Annotated in this window: 23 protein-coding genes; 12 read left to right on the top strand and 11 right to left on the bottom strand. The window is 35.7% G+C overall.

What is annotated here, in order from left to right; genetic code table 11:
• Window positions 1–41: 41 nt before the first annotated feature.
• A complete protein-coding gene (gene cspC, locus ACHUE4_RS07640; RefSeq protein ID WP_016429181.1) occupies window positions 42–242 on the bottom strand; it encodes a cold shock protein CspC in 201 nt (66 codons plus the stop codon).
• A 365-nt stretch (window positions 243–607) separates the two neighbouring features.
• On the opposite strand from cspC, the gene ACHUE4_RS07645 reads away from it, so the two are divergent.
• From ACHUE4_RS07645 to ACHUE4_RS07660, 4 genes are all read left to right on the top strand, one after another.
• A complete protein-coding gene (locus ACHUE4_RS07645) occupies window positions 608–802 on the top strand; it encodes a hypothetical protein (protein WP_394188775.1) in 195 nt (64 codons plus the stop codon).
• Window positions 803–846: 44 nt separating this feature from the next.
• A complete protein-coding gene (locus ACHUE4_RS07650) occupies window positions 847–1488 on the top strand; it encodes a hypothetical protein (RefSeq protein ID WP_394188776.1) in 642 nt (213 codons plus the stop codon).
• Between the two features lie 21 nt (window positions 1489–1509).
• On the top strand, window positions 1510–1884 hold the full coding sequence (locus ACHUE4_RS07655; RefSeq protein ID WP_394188777.1) for a helix-turn-helix domain-containing protein: 375 nt from the start codon (window positions 1510–1512) through the stop codon (window positions 1882–1884).
• A 156-nt stretch (window positions 1885–2040) separates the two neighbouring features.
• Complete coding sequence (locus ACHUE4_RS07660) at window positions 2041–2823, top strand: enoyl-CoA hydratase (protein WP_394188778.1); 783 nt, start codon at window positions 2041–2043, stop codon at window positions 2821–2823.
• Window positions 2824–2871: 48 nt separating this feature from the next.
• Here the strand turns inward: ACHUE4_RS07660 and ACHUE4_RS07665 are convergent, their stop codons facing one another.
• Complete coding sequence (locus tag ACHUE4_RS07665) at window positions 2872–3057, bottom strand: YhzD family protein (RefSeq protein WP_394188779.1); 186 nt, start codon at window positions 3055–3057, stop codon at window positions 2872–2874.
• A gap of 192 nt (window positions 3058–3249) precedes the next feature.
• Between ACHUE4_RS07665 and ACHUE4_RS07670 the strand changes: the two genes are divergently transcribed.
• The 5 genes from ACHUE4_RS07670 to yhaM all read left to right on the top strand — a co-directional run bounded on the left by ACHUE4_RS07670 (window position 3250) and on the right by yhaM (window position 10676).
• Window positions 3250–4149, top strand: a complete 900-nt coding sequence (locus ACHUE4_RS07670) for an ABC transporter ATP-binding protein (protein ID WP_394188780.1) — start codon at window positions 3250–3252, stop codon at window positions 4147–4149.
• On the top strand, window positions 4142–5410 hold the full coding sequence (locus ACHUE4_RS07675; protein WP_394188781.1) for an ABC transporter permease: 1269 nt from the start codon (window positions 4142–4144) through the stop codon (window positions 5408–5410). Before ACHUE4_RS07670 ends, ACHUE4_RS07675 begins: the two co-directional genes overlap by 8 nt.
• Before the next feature lie 202 nt (window positions 5411–5612).
• Window positions 5613–6833, top strand: coding sequence for a metallophosphoesterase family protein (locus ACHUE4_RS07680; RefSeq protein WP_394188782.1), 1221 nt, complete (start codon window positions 5613–5615; stop codon window positions 6831–6833).
• 7 nt (window positions 6834–6840) lie between these two features.
• Window positions 6841–9741: an ATP-binding protein gene (locus ACHUE4_RS07685; RefSeq protein WP_394188783.1), complete on the top strand. Its 2901-nt coding sequence runs from the start codon at window positions 6841–6843 to the stop codon at window positions 9739–9741.
• Window positions 9738–10676 (top strand): 3'-5' exoribonuclease YhaM, encoded by a 939-nt coding sequence (yhaM, locus tag ACHUE4_RS07690; RefSeq protein ID WP_394188784.1) that lies wholly within the window; start codon window positions 9738–9740, stop codon window positions 10674–10676. Before ACHUE4_RS07685 ends, yhaM begins: the two co-directional genes overlap by 4 nt.
• 51 nt (window positions 10677–10727) lie before the next feature.
• On the opposite strand, the gene ACHUE4_RS07695 is transcribed toward yhaM, so the two are convergent.
• Complete coding sequence (locus ACHUE4_RS07695) at window positions 10728–11624, bottom strand: peptidylprolyl isomerase (protein ID WP_394188785.1); 897 nt, start codon at window positions 11622–11624, stop codon at window positions 10728–10730.
• A 132-nt stretch (window positions 11625–11756) separates the two neighbouring features.
• On the opposite strand from ACHUE4_RS07695, the gene ACHUE4_RS07700 reads away from it, so the two are divergent.
• Complete coding sequence (locus tag ACHUE4_RS07700) at window positions 11757–11858, top strand: YjcZ family sporulation protein (RefSeq protein ID WP_394188786.1); 102 nt, start codon at window positions 11757–11759, stop codon at window positions 11856–11858.
• A 59-nt stretch (window positions 11859–11917) separates the two neighbouring features.
• Here ACHUE4_RS07700 and ACHUE4_RS07705 read toward each other — a convergent pair whose 3' ends face one another.
• The 6 genes from ACHUE4_RS07705 to ACHUE4_RS07730 all read right to left on the bottom strand — a co-directional run bounded on the left by ACHUE4_RS07705 (window position 11918) and on the right by ACHUE4_RS07730 (window position 15937).
• Window positions 11918–12103, bottom strand: a complete 186-nt coding sequence (locus ACHUE4_RS07705; protein ID WP_394188787.1) for a hypothetical protein — start codon at window positions 12101–12103, stop codon at window positions 11918–11920.
• 68 nt (window positions 12104–12171) lie between these two features.
• The gene (locus tag ACHUE4_RS07710) at window positions 12172–12717 is read right to left on the bottom strand and encodes a DUF3267 domain-containing protein (RefSeq protein WP_394188788.1); all 546 of its coding nucleotides are present in this window, start codon (window positions 12715–12717) and stop codon (window positions 12172–12174) included.
• Between the two features lie 119 nt (window positions 12718–12836).
• On the bottom strand, window positions 12837–13403 hold the full coding sequence (locus ACHUE4_RS07715) for an HTH-type transcriptional regulator Hpr (RefSeq protein ID WP_394188789.1): 567 nt from the start codon (window positions 13401–13403) through the stop codon (window positions 12837–12839).
• Window positions 13404–14324: 921 nt separating this feature from the next.
• Window positions 14325–14705 (bottom strand): YtxH domain-containing protein, encoded by a 381-nt coding sequence (locus ACHUE4_RS07720; protein WP_394188790.1) that lies wholly within the window; start codon window positions 14703–14705, stop codon window positions 14325–14327.
• A gap of 166 nt (window positions 14706–14871) precedes the next feature.
• Window positions 14872–15396, bottom strand: coding sequence for a tryptophan transporter (locus tag ACHUE4_RS07725; RefSeq protein WP_394188791.1), 525 nt, complete (start codon window positions 15394–15396; stop codon window positions 14872–14874).
• A gap of 115 nt (window positions 15397–15511) precedes the next feature.
• The gene (locus ACHUE4_RS07730) at window positions 15512–15937 is read right to left on the bottom strand and encodes an HIT family protein (RefSeq protein WP_394188792.1); all 426 of its coding nucleotides are present in this window, start codon (window positions 15935–15937) and stop codon (window positions 15512–15514) included.
• Window positions 15938–16059: 122 nt separating this feature from the next.
• Here ACHUE4_RS07730 and ACHUE4_RS07735 point away from each other — a divergent pair, with 122 nt between their 5' ends.
• Window positions 16060–16800, top strand: coding sequence for an ABC transporter ATP-binding protein (locus tag ACHUE4_RS07735; RefSeq protein ID WP_394188793.1), 741 nt, complete (start codon window positions 16060–16062; stop codon window positions 16798–16800).
• On the top strand, window positions 16793–17986 hold the full coding sequence (locus ACHUE4_RS07740) for an ABC transporter permease (protein WP_394188794.1): 1194 nt from the start codon (window positions 16793–16795) through the stop codon (window positions 17984–17986). Before ACHUE4_RS07735 ends, ACHUE4_RS07740 begins: the two co-directional genes overlap by 8 nt.
• Window positions 17987–18038: 52 nt before the next feature.
• Here ACHUE4_RS07740 and ACHUE4_RS07745 read toward each other — a convergent pair whose 3' ends face one another.
• Both ACHUE4_RS07745 and ACHUE4_RS07750 read right to left on the bottom strand, forming a co-directional pair.
• On the bottom strand, window positions 18039–18647 hold the full coding sequence (locus tag ACHUE4_RS07745) for a DUF3298 and DUF4163 domain-containing protein (RefSeq protein ID WP_394188795.1): 609 nt from the start codon (window positions 18645–18647) through the stop codon (window positions 18039–18041).
• Window positions 18648–18675: 28 nt separating this feature from the next.
• Window positions 18676–19068: a hypothetical protein gene (locus tag ACHUE4_RS07750; RefSeq protein ID WP_394188796.1), complete on the bottom strand. Its 393-nt coding sequence runs from the start codon at window positions 19066–19068 to the stop codon at window positions 18676–18678.
• Between the last annotated feature and the right edge of the window lie 7 nt (window positions 19069–19075).

Here is a 19075-nt window from a genome sequence, read left to right on the forward strand (position 1 = left end):
AAACAGACTCTACATAAGTAGAGTCTGTTTGAAAGGTTAAATTATGCTTTTTGAACGTTTGAAGCTTGAGCTCCACGAGCGCCTTGCTCAACGTCGAAAGTAACTTTTTGACCTTCGTCTAAAGATTTGAAGCCTTCACTTTGGATTGCTGAGAAATGTACGAATACATCGTCCCCATTTTCACGCTCGATAAAACCAAAACCTTTTTCTGCATTAAACCATTTTACTGTACCTTGTTCCATTTTTGTTGCCTCCTAGTGTGAAATTCACACAATGTAATACTATCCCTGCCCAAAGTGATCATTAAGACGATAAGTTTGAAACGTATACAAATCTTTTACACCGACAAAAATAATTCTTCTTAAGAATAACATGGATGTTTCAAATAAGCAAATGAAAAGATTAAGTAAAAAAAGTTTTCTGCTCTTACCGTTCTAATTTTCTAAGCTTTTCTCTAAATTTTAGTGAAGAAAAGCAAATTAAATGTTTTAACTCTTCATATGTTTAACGAATTACCTATTAAATAATGTTTAAAAATTTGATTGGTGATATACTTGAAAAGAGGTTCTCGAAAGGAGAACAATTTTTAATGTAGGAGTTTTTTATTATGTACTGTCTTGCTAAAGCACCATTTAATTATTACGTTTACGGAGAATCGGCTAAAGTAAAAACATTTTTAGAAGGAAATTATAATGTTGAGTGGAAAATACAATTCTTTCCATCCGAAAATGCCTTATTAAAAGTTGTAAAAAGAATCAGTAATGGACTCGATACGAAAATAGTCAATCTTTTGGATCGTTGATAATAATACTTCAAAAAATTGTTTTATAAGGGATATGTGGATACATGGAAAAATTAATCCATTCACTTCAAGCGCATAGCTTGAAAAAGAATGTTGAGCGTATCATATCCTCATTAGATGTGAAATTACAAAATGGCAAAGATCTATCTATAGTCTTTTTAGATTTATATAATAAAGGGTTAATATCTCAATCAGAATATTTATTTTATAAAACAAAATTTACAGTTCAACATACAACTTCTTCTATAGAAAATGTTATCCTAGACTGCCAATGTGGAATATATATATATGATGATATGGACCAATGTCTTTGGAATGTATTCTCAAACTCTATGTCAAATGAATTTAATGTTTGGGTTAAAGGTCTAACTGTAGAAGAAAATCCGGTTTGTTTAATTAACGCTGAATATTTATTTATCCAAGATATTTTTTTAGATACACCCGATTTACCAAGAAAATATAGAGAGATATTACTAAAATTTGGTTATCGCTCGCTTTTATTACATCCTTTAATGCATAATAATCAAGTGCAGGGATATAGTGTTTTATTATTTAAAGATTTAAGAATATTAAATGATAAAGAACTACATTATTTCATTACTCAATCTAATTTCCTTGTGAAAAAATTGTATTCATATAGAAGTCATCTAATGAAGGTGATTAGAAACGACGAAATAATTACTTGAACTTATTCCTTGGAGGCGATAATGTTGATTGGATATGGGGAACGTCTTAAAAAACTGCGCCTAGAATCTAAGCAAACAATGGACACTGTTTCTAAAGCCGCTGGAATAGCAAAGTCTACTTACGCCGGCTATGAGTCAGAATTTAGACAACCGTCATTAGATAAGCTTGCGTTCTTTGCTGATTATTTTAATGTTACAACTGACTACTTATTAGGCCTTACATCAGAACAAAATAAGATAGAAACAAAATTTGCACTTGATCATTATAAAGACTCGAAAGATTTTCATTGGGATGGGATACCATTGAATGAAAAGGAGTTAAAAGAAGTTAGTGATTTTTTAAGAGGAGTTCTTGAAAAGAAACAACGACAAAATGTTAAAGAATATAGAATGTAGGGATTTCCCTTCTGATAAGAGTACATGTCATAGGTAGAGGACATGTACTTTTTTAATCTTATTTATTCTGAATAAAAGAATTAAAGGTTTTTCAAATGTAGTATCGAATAGTACTATATAATGAATGACTATTCACTTAAGGAGAGGTGTGCAGCTATGAACTACGAAACGGTGGTCTTAGAAAAAAATGGTCGACAAGCTACATTAACTTTAAACCGTCCACAAAGTATGAATGCTATGAACGGAATGATGATGAAGGAAATCGCGGAAGCGCTTGAAAGTTTGCAAGAAGATACTGACTTACAATTATTAGTGATCAAAGGGAAAGGAAAAGCCTTCTCTGCTGGGGGAGACATTAAGGCGATGTTAGACCCTAATTCACCTCTAGATATTGAAACAGTTATGGTGGATGTTTCTCGGTTAGCGAAAGCTCTTTACACGCTTCCAATGATCACAATTGCATCAGTGCACGGAGCAGCTGCGGGTCTTGGATTAAGTCTAGTGCTCGGTTGTGACGTTGTGATTGCTGAAGAGAATAGTAAACTTGCAATGAATTTTATCGGCATCGGACTTGTTCCTGATGGAGCGGGGCATTTCTTTTTGAAAGAACGAGTAGGTATTCCAAAAGCAAAACAATTAATTTGGTCTGGAAAAGTTTTAAACGGTCATGAGGCTTTATCACTTGGATTAATTGACGAAGTAACAGCAGAAGGAAGAGCTTATGAACAGGCAGAAGTAACAGCCAATAAACTATTAGCTTCTCCGTTAAAGGCCATGATTGCGTCAAAACAAATTTTGCATACTCAACATGTGCATGAACTTGAGAGAATCCTGGCGCTTGAAAGTACGTCACAAGCAGCAATGAGAAAATCTAAAGATCATCTTGAAGGTATACAAGCGTTTGTAGAAAAGCGCAAACCACATTTTCAAGGAGAATAATAAAAAAGTCTGCATCGAGTGAAAACCCCACTCATGCAGACTTTTTGCTTATACGTGAAATAAAATCAGCTTTCCGGAAGTATTAACTAAACGATGAGTTGCTTCAGTTAACTGTTTTTCGTCAATTTTATCTTGACCTTTTGTTTTCGCTTCTTCGTCTGAAGCAAATTCCCAAGTTTCTTCTACGATTAATTTTCCTGTTGGTTGATACGCGGTAAATTTATAAGGTTTCATATATATCCAACCTTTCTGAAATGAATCTAGGTTCATTATACAAGTTTTTCAATTAAAAAAAAACACTGTTATCTCCAAATTCGATTATGAGTAAAATATGCTATGAAAATTTTCATTATTATCGAATTAATGAATCTTTATATCTATATATACGTACTATTATTATCTTGAAATATTCGAAGGGGTGTTCCGATGACATTACAAATTGAACAAGTCACTAAAAAATTCGGTGATTTCACAGCAGTACAAGATCTTTCCATGACAGTTAAGCAAGGAAGTATGTATGGATTTCTTGGTGCCAATGGAGCTGGAAAAACGACAACGTTCCGAATGATTCTAGGTTTACTGGATGCAACAGAAGGTTCGATTTCGTGGAATGGAAAACCGATCACTTACTCGAATAGTACTCATATTGGTTACTTACCTGAAGAGCGAGGTTTGTATCCGAAAATGAAAGTCGAAGACCAACTCATGTATTTAGGTCAACTTCGAGGAATGAAGAAAAATGATGCAAAACAAGCAGCGAATCAGTGGTTAGAGCGATTTGACGTGCCACATTATGCAACTAAAAAAGTAGAAGAGTTATCCAAAGGGAATCAACAAAAAATACAAGTCATTGCATCCCTTATACATAAGCCTTCACTCATAATTTTAGATGAACCATTTAGTGGACTAGATCCAGTCAATGTAGAAATGCTAAAAAAAGCAATCATCGATGTCCAACAAGAGGGAGCAACGATTGTCTTTTCCAGTCATCGTATGGACCACGTGGAAGAACTTTGTGAACAGCTTTGTATTATGGATCATGGAAAAGCAATCGTTAGTGGATCACTTCGTGATATTAAACGTGGATTTGGTCGACAGAATGTACGCCTAAAAGCAGATTTTGACTTGAGTTTCTTAAATGCCCTTCCAGGAGTAACTTCATATAAACCTTCGAAAGAAGGTGGGTTATTCCAAATTGGGGAGGAAAAAATAGCTCATGAGTTATTAAAAATGGCTTTAACTAAAGGTGATATTAGGTACTTCGCTATAGAAGAACCTTCTTTACAAGATATCTTTATTGAAAAGGTGGGTAAAGATCATGCGTGATTTTTGGATAATTTTTAAACAATCTTTTTGGACAAAAGCTAAAACGAAGTCATTTGTCATCACCACATTAATAGTCATTGCAGGAATCTTTTTAATGTCTAATATTTCTTCTATTATTTCTAAAATAGAGGAGGCAGGGATTTTTGGTGATGAGGTAAATAGAAATGAAGTAATGGTAATAGATGAGAGTAACCGACTACTTGAACCATTACAAAACCAATTGAGTTTGTCAGATAGTGAAATTGTTTTAGTGGCTTCCTCTGAATCCGTTAAGGAGTTAGAACAAAATATTAAGGATGAAGAGATTACGAGTTTCTTACAGTTATCGTTAGATGAATCAAATACGATTCAAGCTGTTTACACATCAGAAAATGCTAACGCGATTGAACAACCTATGAATATTCAAGAAGCATTACAAAGTGTTCAAACAAATATTAAAGCAGAATCTCTCGAATTAACTGGAGAAGAAGTAGGCCAGTTATTTACGCCAATCCAATTCCAACAAGATGCTGTCGTGGATTCGTCGAAATCTGAAGAGGAGTTAAGTCAAGCACGAGGTTTAGTGTATGTATTGATATTTGTCATCTATTTCGCTGTATTCTACTACTCCAATATGATTGCCATGGAAGTTGCTACAGAAAAATCTTCTCGAGTAATGGAAATCATTATTTCGAGTGTATCGCCTGTAAAGCATATGTTTGCAAAAATTGCGGGAGTAGGGACTCTAGGCTTATTGCAAATCGCTTTATTCGGTTTAGTCGGGTTTGCCGCATTAAAAACAAGTTCATCTGATTTAACATCAGGCGTATTTACTTTCTTTGGATTTTCAAATGTTCGAATAAGTACCATGATTTTTGCAGTCGTCTTTTTCTTGTTAGGCTATTTCCTTTATGCCACACTCGCTGCATTATTGGGATCGCTGGTAAGCCGTACAGAAGACGTGCAACAATTATTGCTACCAATGACATTCTTAATTATTATCGCTTCTTTTATTGCGTTCTCAGGAATAGGAAACCCAGAAGCGGGCTATGTTCAAGTTGCCTCTTACATCCCATTTTTCACTCCATTAGTTATGTTTTTACGAGTGGGGATGCTGGACTTACCAATATGGGAACCAATACTAGGGATCGCGATTATGTTGGTTAGTATTTTTATTCTCGGTTGGTTCGGTTCACGTGTCTATCGTGGCGGTGTTTTAATGTATGGTGCTTCACAATCATTAAAAGATATTAAGAAAGCCATTCAGCTTGGAAAGAGCTAAACCTATAACTACCATGGACTTAGTGTTCATGGTAGTTTTTCTAATTTAATATGCTTAGCTTTCAAAAATTAAAGACCCGTTGCAAACATTGCTAGTTTCGAGCTTCGTTACTTAATAACGAAAATCACTGAGTCAAGTAGCCATTTGCTATTTCAAATGGTAAAATAAGAACAAATATTCGACTTTTAGAGGAGGTAATTTCTTGTCCACTATTCGTTTCTTTCATGCAGCAGATTTACATTTAGATAGTCCGTTTAAAGGCGTATCTTCAATGCCTGCCGCTCAATTAAAAAGTTTAAGAGAAAGTACCTTTCATGCATTTCAATCTTTGATTGATTATACGGTACAAGAAAAACCTGATTTTTTATTAATAGTAGGAGACATATATGACGGTGAAGACCGTAGTTTACGAGCTCAACATAAATTTCAACAGGGGATGGAACTTTTAAATAAGCACCAAATTCCGGTCTTTATTAGCTATGGCAATCATGATCATTTAGGTGGCAAGTGGACGAGATTCCAACTGCCTGCCAATGTTCATGTGTTTGATAAGAAATTGGAAAAGAAACACATCCGAATAGGTCAACAAGATGTATATATTAGTGGATTCAGTTATAAAGAGCGGCATGTAAAAGATTCGATGAGTTCTTTATTTGAAGAAGCAACTCACGATGATGCGTTATATATTGGGATGTTACATGGCAGCTTAGCTGGAGATACAACACATGCTGTTTATGCGCCTTTTACAAAAGACGAACTCATTAGTAAGAAGTATGATTACTGGGCGTTAGGGCACATACACAAAAGACAAGTTATACATGCAGAACCACCAATTGTCTACTCAGGTAATCTTCAAAGTCGCCATCGAAATGAAAAAGGTATAAAAGGTTTTTATGATGTTAGTTTAGAAAAAGGTCAGTCATCATTATCGTTTGTTCCTACATCATCCATCATTTACGATGAAGTGATTTGTTCGTGTAAAGACATTGTCCATGCGAATGAATGGTTTGAAGCGATGGATGAAGTTATTGATCGATTTAGAAGTGAGCATGGGGCTGGCGTGATTGAAGTGCTACTTACTGAAATTGATATACAAACTCAATCTATGTTCGAAGCAACTCCAATGGATGAGTGGTTGTCAATGATTCGTGAAAATCAAGAATTCAAAGACCCACATGTTTGGGTTCAATCCATTACGCTGGAGATGCCAGAAATGATTGAAATGGAATCTAGTGGTCTCACAGAGCAAGTCCTCTCCGTCATGGAGAATTGGGATACACAAGAATGGAAAGAAATCGTCAGTGATGTGTATCAACATTCAAGATCTAGTCGATTTATGGACAAGTTAACAGAAGATGAATACAAAGATATTGAACAGAACGCACGTGCATTTATTCACAGAGAACTTACTGTAAAGGAGTGAAAATCCCATGCGAATTCAAAAGCTTGTTATATATGGATTTGGACAACACGAAGACATTCAAATCGATTTAGAAGATGGAATTAATGTTTTTTTTGGTTTGAATGAAGCAGGGAAAACAACCATTCAACAGTTTATTTTGTCTGTTCTTTTTGGTTTTCCACTTCGCAATCAAGGACTTCTAAGATATGAACCAAAAGGTGGCGGTAGACACGGAGGACAAGTCCATATTCTTCATCCAGAGTTTGGGAAGGTCATCGTGGAGCGGATAAAAGGGAAGTCTGCTGGAGAAGTAACCGTGTATTTTGAAAATGGTACTCGCGGAGATGAAGAAACTCTCAAAAAAGTACTTTACCGATATGATCGAGCTTCTTTTGAATCTATTTTTTCATTTACCATATTACAATTGCAAAACTTCGATAAAATGACGGAAGAAGAGTTAAGTAGAACATTACTTGCATCTGGTACCACTGGTGTCGATGCGATGAATAAGCTTGAACAAAGAGCTTCGAAGGAAATGAATTCTTTATTTAAAAAGTCAGGTAAAAATCCTGAAATGAATATCAAAATTGAAGAGATTCGAGCGCTAGAGCAAACATTAAAAGATTCTCGGTCTCAAATTGATCAATATGAACCTTCAATTTTACGGATTTCAGAAATAGAACAAGAATTAAAGCGAATAAACGAAGAAGAATCAGAGCTGAAAATTCAAAATGAACAATTTGCCAAGTACCGACAAGTTAAACCTTTAATCGAACAACAACAAGAGTTAAAAGCAAAGTTAAGTAACCTTAGTCAAAACTCCTTTCCTAAGGAAGGAATTCGTCGGTTTGAAGGACTTAAGGATCGCGTACAAGAACTTACGATCCAAATTACACAGTTAAAGCAAAATATTCAACAATCCAAAGGACAAGCTTTTGAGAAAGATCCGAATGAGCATATTAAACAATTAGAATCCACGCTCGCAAAAGAAACGGAATGGCATCACTTAAAGCTTCGTAAACAGCAGTTAGCAAATGAGCGTGACCAAGCAACGCGAGACATGGAACAGCAAATGCGTTTAATAGGTATCAAAGATAAAGAGCATTTTTCGCAAGTTGTGACAATGGATGTTTCTCTTCAAAAAGAAGAGCATTTCCAAAACATAGTGAATGATCTATCACAAGTAGATGAATCAATTCGTTACGAAAATCAAGGTTTGAGTCGTCTTCAATCAGAATTAGAAGAATCTAATCGTAATTTAGCTGAGTTAAAAGAAGAAGCACCAACAAACGAAGAGATTGAATTGGCAAGTAAGAAATCTGTATTGATCAATCAATTAGCCGAATTAAAAGCACTTCAACATGTTTCTCAAGCATCAGAAGCGTCTTCTAACAAATCAAACATTCCCTTTATGGTAAGTGGACTTATCTTACTCACTTCTATAATCGGAGCTGCACTAATCGGTAATTGGCTAATTGCAGGCTTTGGCTTAGTTTTAACTGGACTCATTTTATTTTTATTAATGAAAGGGAATTCATCCACTCCCCAAGCTAAAAAGACGGATTACCATGAAGATATTACGAATATGGAACAAGAGCTCGCAAAAGCTGAGCAAATGGCCAATAAAGTGATGAATTTTAATGGAAAACAAAAACAACTACTAGACCAACATGTTGAAAAGGAACATGTGCGAGCAAAATTATCGGAGAATCTTAATCGCTTAACTCAAAAGAAACTTGAAGCTAATCAACATCTTAACGAATTTTTAATGGCATATGGATTTGATGGATTAACACAAACTCAATTGTTTACAGAATTATTTAAGCGAATCAGACTAATTCAAGAGCTTCATCAAACGATCGCTCAAAAATCTTCTGAACATCAAGAGGTCATTGAGGAAATTCATCATCAGATCGCAATGATGATTGAATTGACAGGTGAAACGCTACATGAAAACAATGCTTACCATCGTTTAAGAGAAATAACGAGTGAGTGGAAGAATCGTCAAAATAAACAAGTCTTTGCTGAAGAAAAAACTACCGAATGGAACCAACAATTAAGTGAAAAACAAAAATTGTTAGAGGTTCAAACAAATGAAATTGATGCATTATGGGTAGAAGCTGCAGTTAGTGATGAAGCCGCATTTTATGAGGCGGATGCAGCATATCAAACAAAACAAGCACTTCAACAAGAATTAAATGCAATAGAGATGCAATTACATTCAATTGGTGAAGTAGTGTTACCTCAATTAAGTGAAGAGGAACAAAATAGTCATCTTGAGAATGTGGATGATAGATTAGCATCTCTCGAAAAAATGCGACATGAACTGTTAGACGAACGTGCTATGTTAAAACAACAAACCAATTCTCTTTTAAGTGATGAACATTATGGGAACGTTCTGCAACAATTCGAACAGAAGAAAACAGAGCTTGCTGAGCTGGCGCATAAATGGGCAGTTAACAAGGCTGTGATGGAAGCAATAAAACAAACGATGGATAATCTGAAAGAAAAAAGGTTGCCATTTGTTTTGGAAAAATCTCAACAATTCTTTACACATTTAACAGGGAATCGATACGAGGCTCTCGAAGTAAATGAGGAGGGGATTTTTGAAGCTGTTAATGCTCAAGGGATAAGATTTAGAATAGCTGAACTGAGTCAAGCGACGAAAGAACAAGCTTATATCTCCCTAAGATTCGCATTAGCCGAATCGCTAATCGAGACAGTTCCACTTCCAGTTATCATGGATGATCCATTTGTTCATTTTGATCAATACCGAGTAAATCAAATGGTGCAGTTAATGACGAATTTAGAATCCAATCATCAATTCCTGTATTTCACATGCCATGAAGAAATGAAATCGATTTGGCCGAATGCGCACGTTATTGATGTTGCAGCATTGCAAAAAGAAAGGAGTGTGCCGAGCATATGAAAGGGATCACACAATTAGCAGTAGGAGAAACAGTTGATCATTACTTATTAATCAAACAATCTGTAAAGGCTTTTACCACAACAGGAAATCCGTTTATGACGCTAATTTTGCAAGATAAGAGCGGAGATATTGAAGCAAAACTTTGGGATACGAATGATGAACATGAGACGTTGTACCATGCTGAAGCAATTGTTCGAGTTGGAGGAGAAATCCAACATTACAGAGGGAAGAATCAATTACGTATTAAAAGTATACGCCCAGTTAAAGAAGACGAAGGCATCTCTTTAAGCGATTTGGTGCCATCAGCTGAGAAGTCAAAAGAAGTTTTATTAGAAGAACTCATGCAGTATTTCTTTGAAATGAAAAATCCACAAATTCAACGTATTACAAGACATTTATTGAAAAAACATCAGCCTGCCATTATTACATTTCCGGCAGCGACAAAAAATCATCATGACTATGTTTCCGGTTTAATCGATCATGTCGTCTCGATGCTTAAACTGGGTAAGGCTTTATGTGATCTATATCCAACTATTAATAAGGATTTATTGTATGCAGGCATCATCTTACACGATGTTGGAAAGGTAATTGAGCTTTCAGGACCTGTAGCTACTTCTTACACAATTGAAGGTAATTTATTAGGCCATATTACCATTATGGTGAACGAAATTGCTAAAGCGGCGGATGAGCTTGAAATTGATGGTGAAGAAGTGATGCTTCTTCAACATATGGTTCTTTCTCATCATGGAAAAGAAGAGTGGGGAAGTCCTAAGAAACCAATGTTACTTGAAGCTGAGATGCTTCATTATATCGATAACATTGATGCGAAAATGAATATGCTTAATCGCGCACTTAATAAAACAAATCCAGGTGAATTTACAGAACGACTATTCCCATTAGATAATCGTTCATTCTATAAACCAACATTTGAATAGACAAAAGGAGCCTCCAAAAACTTGGAGGCTCCTTTATTATTTATCGATAGATTATTCAGCTGCTGGTGCTTCTTCGCCTGCATTTAAAATTTGATCCAACGCATCTTTTAAATCTTCATCTTTGATTTTAATATCCGCGTCTTTCATTAATTTAGATACTTTAGGAAGTAAAGTGCTTTGGTCAGCTTTAGCCATTAATAATTGCTTACGAATTTCGTCTGACTTTTCTTCTAAAGTAGCTTCCATTTCAACTTCACGTTTTTCAGTGACCTGAATGATATGGAATCCAAATTCTGATTTTACTGGTTCGCTGATTTGGTCAACTTCTAATGCTAATGCAGCATCAGAGAATTCTTTCACCATTTTATCTGGTGTAAACCAACCAAGTTCGCCAGCTGATTCTTGTGCTGCTGGCTCAGTAGAGTATTCTTTAGCTACTGCAGCAAAATCAGCTCCGCCGTCAAGCTTTGACTTAACTTCTTTAGCTGTTTCCTCATCAGCAACCAATACGTGACGAGCATTTAATTCAGTTTTCATATTTTCGTATTGTTTTTTAACTTCTTCGTCTGTTACTTCGACGCCTTCAGTTAATGCTTTTTCTTGCAATAGATTTAACTTAATGTACTTTTTGTAACTTTCTTCGGTTTGTCCTTGTTGTGCAAGGTATTGGTCAAAACCTTCGCCCATTTGTTCTTTTTCAGAATCAAATTGTGCATTTATTTCTTTATCCGAAACTTCAAATTCTGAATCCAACACTTTTTCGATAAGCAATACTTGTAAAGCTTGTTTACCGACAGATGTTTTCATTTCTTGATAAAGTTCTTCCTTTGTTACTTCTCCAACTTTAGAAGTGGCAAGTACTTCAGAATCTGCTGCTTCGTTGTCGTTACATGCAGATAATGCTAAAACAGATGCTGCTAACGTTAATGTTAATACTGATTTTTTCATGTGTAATCGCTCCTAACTATCATCTTGCTGCAGTTGTTACTATACCACAAACGTTTCGAAAACAAAAATGGTTCCCCTATTAATGCCTACAATTAGAATATTTTGTCGCATAGGATAACAAAGAGAAGGGGGGTGTGCGAGTTGAGTCAAGGATATCAGCATCAATCCAACTTTGCGTTAATCGTCGTTTTATTTATTTTGTTAATTATTGTAGGTGCAGCATTTCTGTACTAAATAATGAACAAACCAAAAAGAAAAGTCCATTTACCTGTAAAACAGGTGAATGGACTCTTTTATGCGGTCATTGTAATTTCTACAAAAAATGAAACTAATAATATAGTAACCAAGACATTTATGGTTCTAAAAATCTTCGTTTGCTTTTCTTCTGGAATTTCTCTTTGCATACATAATGCATAGGTCATACGATTAATTTGGAATAAATATACGATTGAGAATAGAACTACTATAGCAATGATCACGTCTATTCCTCCCCTCCGACAATCTTCATTATCATAACAAAAGCCAAAGAAAAAGAACAGTATTTTGACTAGACATACGTAGGTGGAACTAATATTTCATAGCCAGTGTCTGTTTCTTCAATCAACGCTTTTTTCGGTGATTTCAGCAAGTTTTTAATATACAGTAAATCAATCAAACATAATCCACAATGGTATGCCAATAACATGGCAAAGTAATGTCCGAATTCAGGAAATGCGAACGCTCCCGATATGAGAACTCCATTTATGAAAATGAATGGCGATAGTAGCGCAAATAAAAATCGTGCTTTTGGAATGGGTTCTTTAATACGTAGTGATAATACAGGTAAAAAACCCATTTGTTTTTTTACCGACCAACGTAGTCGATCTCTATAAGTCATTATAGGCAAAAAGTGCAGCAATTTATGCAAAGGATAAATTAAAGCAAAACTACCTAGGAACATAAAAAATCGATCATCAGAAAGCTTTATATCGTTTGATATTTTAAACATCATATAGAAAAAAGTGAATACCGCAACAACAAAAAGTGAAGACAGCATGAAAATACGATCGAAGCCGTATTGTTTTTTTACGTTAATGGTTTTCCAGCAGTGCACAATATGCATCTCCTAAGTAAAATAATATACTTGCAGATACATACATTACGATGTTTTGTTAAAAAAAGCAAGCTTACTCATATTACATTTTAGAGAGCGTTTTCAAGTGTTGATATCACTCAAGTCCTAGATGTTACCGAAGGATTCAAATTTCCATTCTTTTCATCAAAGGTTTGATCAATATTTCGGAAGGAGTGCTCAAAGATTTCCATGAAGTCATCTCCATAAATATTACGAATAACCGCCATGACCTCCATGAACTCTGGAAAACGTCCGTATAAATCTTTGATTGGTAAAGAGCCTTCTATAACTGAGTGAGGAGTATTGTGATAATTTTCGATCATGTTGAGTAAAAGTTCTTCACCCTTTTCCGTTAACTCTACATATGTATTTCGTTTATCATCGTCTCTTTTAGAAAAGGATAATAATCCGCGTTCTTCTAATTTTTTAGAGAAGTTGAAAGCTGTGGACACATGCATCACACCGAATTTGGCAACATCTGAGATTGATGCACCTTTCAAGTGATATGAAATCCACAAAATATGGTGTTCATTAATATTCAAGTCATAAGGTTTTATCCATTGTTGCCAATCTTTTTCGACTGCTTTCCATAGTGCCTTAGATAGCTGTGCAATGCGTTGGCTGTAGAGCATTGCCTCTTTCATTGTGTACATTGGGTCGGACATGCCATCACCTTCTTTTCATAAAAATTTACTTTTTTTCATTATAGCAATAAAGCAAAGAGATGCATAGTTAGAATCTTGTAAATATTATATTAATTACAAATCTATTGAAAGAAATAGAGAAAGGGTAAGCGATAGTTTACAGAGCTTATAATAATTTATTAAATGCTTAACACGTTTCGCTTCAGGTGGACGCGTTCCTTGGGCGGTCCGTGAGCATCCTCGTTCGCATAGCTCACTGCGGGGTCTCACCTGGACCCGGTAGTCCCTCCCGGAGTCGCCACCTTTCGCTACACATAATAATTAGAAAAATAAAATGTTCGCTTTTCTTTATTAAAAAGGCAATTATGAAATTGATTCAACAGCATACGATTAATAAAAATAATGTAAGAAAGTACCGACTCATATACACTACTATAGAAATTAATACTTTAAATTCATAAATTAAAAAACTGATTCAAGTAGGTATGTATTTTAAATTTCGGATATTCCTCTTGCTTGGAATGATAGTCAGTTACTTGAAAAAGCTTTAAGTGATACTTTGAATATGACCAAAATAATGTAATTGGAAGTAATAATATTAAATATTTATATTCTTAAATGAGTTAATTGTAGGATTTTAAATATACAGTGAATCAAGTTGATTGAAATGGAGGCGGTGACTCCGAGGGGATCAGCAGATGGTTTGTGCACCGAAAGCGAAGCGGCAGGTGCAAGAGATTTAGACCCTGGAAGCTGAGTTAAGTGGAACACAGACTAAAAACGCCACTTCCTGTGGCAACGTCTGTGAAACCAACATCCTGTTGGCCTCCCCTGGAAAGCTTCCGCCGTAATGTAAATCAACACGTTTGATATGTCTTAATTAAAAAGTATGTTTCAATCAAAAAGGTTCAGCATCTATGTGCTGAACCTTTTTGGGATTATTCATGTAGTTGGGTTTGGATCTTTTTGATGTTTCGCTAGTGATTTTTCTAATTCTTCCATCGCCATTTGAATAGAAGCAATTTCGTTTTGAAGATTCTCTTGAATTGGCGCTGTTTCAGTTTGCCACTTTTGCACCGATTTTTTTAATTCATCAATTGTATGAGGAACTTGAGTTTTAGATTCCTTCGTTAAGTTTGAAATCGATTGTTTCAAATCACTTAATTGGAATTTAACTTCAGATAATTTATCTTTCCAATCAGATGAAACGTTTTTTACGCTCGTACGCATTTCAGTACCCGATTGGGGAGTTGAAAATAAGACCGCTGCGGACCCTGCAAGCAAACCAGCTCCAAGCCCGACTAAAAATGTAGATGCTTTCATCTCGCAAGCACTCCTTTCATATACGCTTACTATTCCTTCTTTTTACCTAATTAAAACATGTATGCATAAAGAGAACAACTGTTTCTTAGGGAGTTGTTAGTAAGGAAGATGATTGTATAGTTTATTCCAAATAAAAAAGCCTGCTACTTGAGCAGGCTTTGAAAAGTTAGTTTGATAACGCTGTTTCGAATTTTGAACGTTTTACAAGTTGTGTCACAATCGGGAAAATTACAAACAGAGCAATTGCGTTAATGACGACTGCTGGTAATACTACCGTAAGAACAAGTGGTAAGAAGGGAACTTCTACCCCAATTACAAATATGGCAACTGATAAGAAAATGACGCCGGATAATAAAGTTCCAGCTCCCGCCAGTACAGTTGCTACTGGTAGCTTACTTGAATAATGTTTTAATACAACCACTATAGCGTAAAAGACAAATGCGGTAATAAATTTATCAATTACATTTGGGATAAACCCTGCAGGAAATGTTGAAAATAGTCCTGACAGAACTCCGGTTGTTAGTGCTAACAAAAACACGTGTGACGCTTTTGGAAATAATAGAATGCCGATAAACATCATTGTTAACATGAAATCTGGCTTCATCCCGTTTCCAAATCCCGGAATCACCAAGTAAAGGGCTGCTCCGACACCTACAAGTAGGGACATTAATACTAAACTTTTTGTATTCATTTCTCATCTCTCCTCAACTAAACTAGTCTGATTTTTGGTATCTCCTAATGTGTCCTATGACCATTAGCGAGAAACTTAGTGCTGATTTTACGTGCTTTCCATAAGGATTGCAAGCCTAAATACTTAATTGTGATTTGATTTTTTCAGCGTATTCCGCCACCAAATCAGTCGTGAGTTGTTTTTCTTTTGTCTGCCAAGTCGCTTTAAAACCATCTGTTTGATCGTATCTTGGGATAAAATGAAGATGGAAGTGGAAAACACTTTGTCCGGCTGGCGCGCCATTGTTATTTAATAAATTGAGTCCTGCTGGATTAAACGAAGCTTTTATTGCAGAAGCAATTTTAGGTGCTACAGAGAATAATTGACTTGCATCTTCTGCGTTCATATCATATACATTTTCATGATGTTTTTTAGGGATGAGTAAAGTATGTCCTTTTGTTAAAGGGAAAATATCCATAAAGGCCAATACGTGATCATCCTCATACACTTTAATACTAGGAATAGAACCATCTACAATTTTACAAAATAAGCAATCGCTCATCTAGTAACACATCCTCTCATGATTGACGTAAGTTTATCATATATTGCATAAAGGTAGGAAAGGATAGAGGCAGATTTTTCACCCTACTTTTGGTAATATTAATTTAGAAATGAGGTGCCCGAATGAATGTATTAGAAGTAAATGCTGTAACAGGTGGTTACACACGTAAACCCGTTATTCATGAATTATCATTTTCAATTGCACCTGGCGAACTGGTCGGGTTAATTGGATTAAATGGCGCAGGTAAAAGTACAACTATTAAACATATTATCGGGCTGATGAATCCGAAAAACGGGGATATTCGCTTAAATAATGTTACCTTCGAAGAAAATATGGACAAGTATCGATCTGCTTTTTCGTATATTCCAGAAACACCTGTCCTCTATGATGAATTAACATTGAAAGAACATTTAGAGTTAACAGCTATGGCATATGGGCTTGACCAAGAGACGTTAGCAGCAAGATCTGAGGTTTTATTAAAAGAATTCAGAATGGAAAAGCGATTAAATTGGTTCCCATCCCATTTTTCGAAAGGGATGCGTCAAAAAGTAATGATTATGTGTGCTTTTTTAGTGAATCCGTCGCTCTATATAATTGATGAACCATTTGTTGGACTAGATCCACTTGGTATTCAATCGTTGCTTGATCAAATGAACGAAAAGAAAAAGACCGGTGCTTCTGTTTTAATGTCCACTCATATACTGTCGACCGCAGAACGTTATTGCGATAGAATCTTACTTCTTCACAATGGCCGAATAAGAGCGCAAGGAACGATGAATGATCTGCGTACAGCATTTAATATGCCGCATGCGACTTTAGATGACTTATATATTGCCATGACGAAGGAGCAAGAAGATGAATAGCTTGCAAGACGTGTGGCGCATTCGGTTCGTCTATTATGTAAATGAACTTCAAAAGTATTTAAAATATGTGTTTACAGGTCATCTAGCATTCGTCTTTGTTTTTGTCATTGGTGCAGGAGGCTATCAATATAGTGAATGGTTAAAGACGGCTCCGTCAGATTTTCCTGCCACATGGTTAATGGCTGGTATTTTAGGGATGTTGTTGGCTTATAGTCCGTCTACCACATTAATTCGTGAGCCTGATCAAGTGTATTTATTGCCACTTGAGTCATCTCTAATGGGTTATATGAAAAAGGCATTAAATTGGACTTTTTGGTCACAAATTTTTATTGTCATTTTGCCGTTTATCATATCTGTTCCTTTATTATCACAAGTCGGAAATGTGGAACCCGCAACATTAGGTGCGGTTTTCGTATCCATGTTTTTGCTGAAATATTGGAATGTTAAAGTTGAATTTGCCTTCCGTTGGGCAAATGTAGGACAAGGGGTATGGGGAGATCGTGCGATTCGAGCGCTTATTTCCATCCTGTTTTTACTAGCTGTATTTGCCATGGTGCCTATTTATTTTGCATTGTTACTGGTTCCTATAATTTTTTACTATTCCGTATGGGCGAAACAATTAAAAGGACAACCTTTTCCGTATGAACATTTCGTAAAGCTAGAACAGAACCGAATGTTACGCTTTTACCGATTTGCTAACTACTTTACGGATGTTCCACATATCAGGGGTTCCATAAAAAGAAGAGCTTGGCTGGATTGGATTTATCGTATAACTCCATATGGTCGAACGAGTTCTCAAGAATTTTTAGTCCTGCGAACCTTTATTCGAACTGACGATACGTTTTATTTATGGTTGCGTTTAACAGGTATTGCCGCAATAGGAGCTATCTTTATCGGTATTCCAGTGGTTGTCATGATTTTTGTTGGTGCAATGGCATTCGCAAGTGCACTCCAACTTAAGCAAGCTTTATCTTCTTCAAATGAGTTCCGAATGGATATGCTTTTCCCAATCGGGGAAAAAGCTCGTGGACTTGCCGTCAATAAAGTTGTTCGAATTGTCCAAGTTGTGCAAGCGGTCATCGTATTGTTTGCGATATTGTTGTCTGGTTCAGACGTTGTACTTTTATATGTTGCTCCAGTAGTAGCACTTGTTATAAGTGAAATGACTTTAAGAATGAGTAAATAATCAAAGATCTCATCTCCTGATTGAAGTCGGGGGATGAGATCTTTTTGTTTAGTTAGAATGGCAATAAAATCTCAAGGGGGCCTTTAGGTTGAATGATGTCTTGTATGTCTAAAATTGGGATAGGGAAGTAGGGGAATCCAGCAACGTAAGGTGAAATTTCATACAGTTGAAAATAAATAACAAGTGAATGATCGCCAAGATAGAAATCTTGATCCTCACGAATTTGGGTGAATTCTTCAAGAATAGGAATCTCCCATTCAGCTATTTTAGGTTTAATAATTGCTGAAAATTGTTTTACATAATCGCTACCTGGTAAAAACAAATCTTTTAATTCGTAGTGCTTACCTGTTGTTACATTGAAAGATAAAGCTTTTACAAGCGTCATTCCGTGTGCGCCACCTGTAAAAGAGTAGACAGTTAAGGTCAAACTTAAAATTTGACGTTCATTCGTTTTAATTTCAAATTCTCCGACCATTTCTATTAGATTTTCATCGTGAAATCCTAGTTCTATAACCATATCGTTTAAGGTTGACACAATTTTTTGGTTGATTTGATACTCTGCATGGAGATTTGGAAGTCCGAATACATAAGGATAGTAGATGGAGATTTTCGGTGAATGCCTAAAAATATGTTTATGCCCAATCATGACGGGAAAATCCATTTCAACTTCCTTTCTTATTATGTTAACCTCAGTCCTTGTCTTCTCTAATTGTCACCTCGAATTTACCCAACCCTAAAGATGTTGAAAGTTGATTGGAGAGATCTTGTATGTATGTTTGTGCTTTCTTTTTACTCGAATCTAGACCGAATAATACAATGGTTATTTCCTTTTCTTCCATACTGAAGATCGTGTATCCAATACTACCTGTAGGTTGATATCCTTCGCTTTTCAAAGCGTTTATCAATTGTTCATGAAAATTTGTCTCTACCATCAAACTGTTGACGGTTTCCACTTCTTTCACATCTCGGAGAAATAAATCCTGATCGGACTCTTTTGTAAAAGTGAAGAACACCAGAAATAACACAACGACCGTGATGACGAGTAAACCGAGTAGAACAATGCCGCTATTTGACCTTCTCACAGTCTCC

This window comes from Paenisporosarcina quisquiliarum (genome assembly GCF_043641925.1).
Taxonomy (GTDB): Bacteria; Bacillota; Bacilli; order Bacillales_A; family Planococcaceae; genus Paenisporosarcina; species Paenisporosarcina quisquiliarum_A.

What these genes read in the sequence shown, in the direction of transcription:
- ACHUE4_RS07695 (WP_394188785.1), bottom strand. Translation starts at nt 11,624, where the DNA reads ATGAAAAAATCAGTATTAACATTAACGTTAGCAGCATCTGTTTTAGCA.
- ACHUE4_RS07715 (WP_394188789.1), bottom strand. Translation starts at nt 13,403, where the DNA reads ATGTCCGACCCAATGTACACAATGAAAGAGGCAATGCTCTACAGCCAA.
- ACHUE4_RS07650 (WP_394188776.1), top strand. Translation starts at nt 847, where the DNA reads ATGGAAAAATTAATCCATTCACTTCAAGCGCATAGCTTGAAAAAGAAT.
- ACHUE4_RS07670 (WP_394188780.1), top strand. Translation starts at nt 3,250, where the DNA reads ATGACATTACAAATTGAACAAGTCACTAAAAAATTCGGTGATTTCACA.
- ACHUE4_RS07745 (WP_394188795.1), bottom strand. Translation starts at nt 18,647, where the DNA reads ATGGATTTTCCCGTCATGATTGGGCATAAACATATTTTTAGGCATTCA.
- ACHUE4_RS07735 (WP_394188793.1), top strand. Translation starts at nt 16,060, where the DNA reads ATGAATGTATTAGAAGTAAATGCTGTAACAGGTGGTTACACACGTAAA.
- ACHUE4_RS07675 (WP_394188781.1), top strand. Translation starts at nt 4,142, where the DNA reads ATGCGTGATTTTTGGATAATTTTTAAACAATCTTTTTGGACAAAAGCT.
- cspC (WP_016429181.1), bottom strand. Translation starts at nt 242, where the DNA reads ATGGAACAAGGTACAGTAAAATGGTTTAATGCAGAAAAAGGTTTTGGT.
- ACHUE4_RS07740 (WP_394188794.1), top strand. Translation starts at nt 16,793, where the DNA reads ATGAATAGCTTGCAAGACGTGTGGCGCATTCGGTTCGTCTATTATGTA.
- yhaM (WP_394188784.1), top strand. Translation starts at nt 9,738, where the DNA reads ATGAAAGGGATCACACAATTAGCAGTAGGAGAAACAGTTGATCATTAC.
- ACHUE4_RS07660 (WP_394188778.1), top strand. Translation starts at nt 2,041, where the DNA reads ATGAACTACGAAACGGTGGTCTTAGAAAAAAATGGTCGACAAGCTACA.
- ACHUE4_RS07645 (WP_394188775.1), top strand. Translation starts at nt 608, where the DNA reads ATGTACTGTCTTGCTAAAGCACCATTTAATTATTACGTTTACGGAGAA.
- ACHUE4_RS07685 (WP_394188783.1), top strand. Translation starts at nt 6,841, where the DNA reads ATGCGAATTCAAAAGCTTGTTATATATGGATTTGGACAACACGAAGAC.
- ACHUE4_RS07665 (WP_394188779.1), bottom strand. Translation starts at nt 3,057, where the DNA reads ATGAAACCTTATAAATTTACCGCGTATCAACCAACAGGAAAATTAATC.
- ACHUE4_RS07725 (WP_394188791.1), bottom strand. Translation starts at nt 15,396, where the DNA reads ATGAATACAAAAAGTTTAGTATTAATGTCCCTACTTGTAGGTGTCGGA.
- ACHUE4_RS07720 (WP_394188790.1), bottom strand. Translation starts at nt 14,705, where the DNA reads ATGAAAGCATCTACATTTTTAGTCGGGCTTGGAGCTGGTTTGCTTGCA.
- ACHUE4_RS07730 (WP_394188792.1), bottom strand. Translation starts at nt 15,937, where the DNA reads ATGAGCGATTGCTTATTTTGTAAAATTGTAGATGGTTCTATTCCTAGT.
- ACHUE4_RS07655 (WP_394188777.1), top strand. Translation starts at nt 1,510, where the DNA reads ATGTTGATTGGATATGGGGAACGTCTTAAAAAACTGCGCCTAGAATCT.